Source organism: Microcystis sp. LEGE 08355 (genome assembly GCF_015207185.1).
In the GTDB taxonomy this organism is placed as follows: domain Bacteria; phylum Cyanobacteriota; class Cyanobacteriia; order Cyanobacteriales; family Microcystaceae; genus Microcystis; species Microcystis panniformis.
Genome location: NZ_JADEXI010000577.1, coordinates 1 through 2,928 on the forward strand (window position 1 = coordinate 1; position 2,928 = coordinate 2,928).

At 37.2% G+C, this 2,928-nt stretch carries 1 protein-coding gene; it reads left to right on the forward strand.

Features of this window, described 5'->3' with window-relative positions; translation table 11 throughout:
* Positions 1–187 precede the first annotated feature (187 nt).
* Positions 188–2,928 (forward strand): N-6 DNA methylase (locus tag IQ242_RS21385; RefSeq protein ID WP_228021136.1); only part of this gene is annotated, 2,741 nt, incomplete at its 3' end.

Consider the following 2,928-nt stretch of genomic DNA (forward strand, 5'->3'; position numbering starts at 1 on the left):
GGCACCCCCCTTATCAAGGGGGGCAGGGGGGATCGAACCTAAAATCCATTTTTAATTTAATTATAACCAGCTACTTAACGGGCTAAACAATCAAGATGCTCAAGTTAACTTTTTTTGGGTTGCCTGAAATGCCCGGTTAATATTATAATTTTTTTATCTCAGTAAATGAATCGGTCATCAGACGCTTATGAGTTTAATTCAAGAAGGAATAAAAAAAGGCTTAATTAAGTTAGATGATGAGGAGAAATATATTACCTATATTAATCAAAATAAAAAGCGCAATTATAGCAATCCTGAAGAACAGGTACAGGCTGAGACTTTTTTAAAATTAGTTTTGACCTATGGTTATGCTCAAAAGCGGATTCGGTTATTTGTTCCCGTAGTAATGGGATCATCGACCAAAGAAGCGGATATTATTGTTTATAATGATGATGGGCATAAATCCCCTCATATCGTTGTTGAATGTAAAAAACAAGAGGTTTCAGAATTAGAATTTACTCAGGCAGTAGAGCAGGGTTTTAGTTATGCGGTGGCGGAAGGAGCGAAATATGTTTGGATAACTTCCGGTATTAAAGATGAATATTATCAAGTACCAACAGAAAAGCCAAAGGAAAGAATTACTATCACTGATATTCCACAATCGGGAGTGGAAACATTAGCGCGTTTTAAATATGCTAAAGGTGGTGGTATTTCTAATGGACAAAAGTTATTTGAGTTAACAGTAGTTACAGAGGATGAGTTAACCCGTCGTTTTAAGCAGGCTCATCAATCGTTATGGGGAGGGGGAGAGTTGAATCCCTCGGAAGCTTTTGACGAGTTAGATAAGCTAATTTTTTGTAAAATTTGGGATGAAAAGAAAGCTCGCAAGGTAGGGGAACCCTACGATTTTCAGATCTTTAGTGTTGCACCTAAAGCTAATGAAAAAGAGGAGGAAAGAAAACAACGGGAAAATAAGCAATTAAGTGAGCGCATTAAGGCTTTATATGAAGAAGGTCGTCGAGCAGATGCAGAAGTTTTTAAGGATGATATTCGCTTAAGTCCAGAGAAGTTGCGGACGGTGGTGGGTTATTTGGAAAGTATTAATTTAGGCGAAACAGACTTAGATAGTAAGGGTCGAGCTTTTGAGACGTTTATGGGGTCATTTTTTCGCGGAGATTTTGGGCAGTATTTTACACCTCGACCAATTGTTAAGTTTATTGTGGATGTGCTACCCATCAAGCACAATTCTTTAGTTTTAGACACATCTTGTGGAAGCGGTGGTTTTCTGCTTCATGCGTTAGAGAAGGTTCGTAGGGAGGCCAATGAATACTATCCCAATTATCAAACGAATCCGAAAGAATATAACAAACATTATCAGCATTGGCATAATTTTGCTCAGAGTAATTTGTTTGGCATTGAAATTAATGAACAGATTGCCCGGGTTGCCAAAATGAATATGATTATCCATGATGATGGTCATACCAATGTAATTGCGGCGGATGGTTTACGCGATAGTGAAGATTTAATTAAACGGACAGAAAATAAAGGCTTTACATATAATCGCTTTGATTTTATTATTACTAATCCGCCTTTTGGTTCGGTTATTAAACAAACGGAACAGGCTTATATATCCCAATATAGCTTTGCGATGAAGGCGGTAGATTGGTTAAATCCTAAAAGTAGGACAACGGAGCGGGACAGCCAAAGCACAGAAGTTTTATTTCTTGAGCAATGTCATCGTTTTTTAAAGGAAGGTGGCTATTTAGCGATGGTGGTTCCTGATGGTATTTTGACTAATTCAAGTTTGCAGTATGTCAGGGAGGGAATCGAGGAAAAATATCGCATTGTGGCGGTGGTTTCCATGCCTCAGACGGCTTTTTCGGCAACGGGAGCGGGGGTTAAAAGTTCGGTTTTATTTTTGAAAAAGCATTCGCAAGCAGTAACGGAAAGTATTCAACAGGCTAAACTGACTTTACAGGAGCAAATTAAGCAAGGTAATGATTATTTAAAGTTATTGGATAAGATTGAAGATAATAAGAAGCGGCATTTAAAGGAGTTACGAGGTTTTGATAATGCTCAAAATTTGTCCGGTAAGGCGTTGACGGATTCGGAGCTTTATAAGGAGTGGAAAAAGTCGGTCACGGCGGAATATAATGACCAAATTGAGGCGTTAAAGGAGTCTTTGAGTGATAAGTATGGGGAAGAAAAGCAAAAGGTAATCGAAGATTATCCGATTTTTATGGCGATTGCCGAAGATATTGGTTATGATGCAACGGGTAAATCAACTAATAATAATGAGTTAGATTTTATTGGTCAGGAGCTTGCGCGGTTTATTGAGTCGATAGAGTCAGGTAAGGATGGTTTTTTTTTAAGTCTTGATGTGGATAAATATCAAATATTTTTAGTAAATTCAAAGGAACTAGAAAGACGGCTTGATCCATTTTGTTATATTCCTGAGCTTGTTAAATTAGATAAAAAAGTTAAAGCAAAAACTCAATATCGTTTACGGCACTTTTCTAAGTATCATTCAAGTGGAGCTACTCCCAGTAAAAGCGAAAATAGTTATTATTCTGATGCTGAGAATGGCATTCCATTTGTGCGTGTGCAAAATTTATCAGTGACAGGAGAGCTAGATCAAACTGATTTAGTTTATATCTCTAGGGAAATTCACGAAGGCTTATTAAAAAGAAGTCAAATAAGAGAAGGAGATTTATTAGTAAAAATTACTGGCGTTGGAAGGATGGCTATTGCCTCTGTTGTCCCCCAAAATTTTGAAGGTAATATAAATCAACATATTGTTGTTATTCGTACTGGTTCTAAGGAAATTAGCGAGAATTTAGCGGCTTTTTTAAACTTAGATACAGTAGAAAAACTTGCTTCAAAAAGAGCAACGGGTGGTACTCGTCCTGCTTTAGATTATCCTGCTTTATTTTCCATTCCTGTTATCAG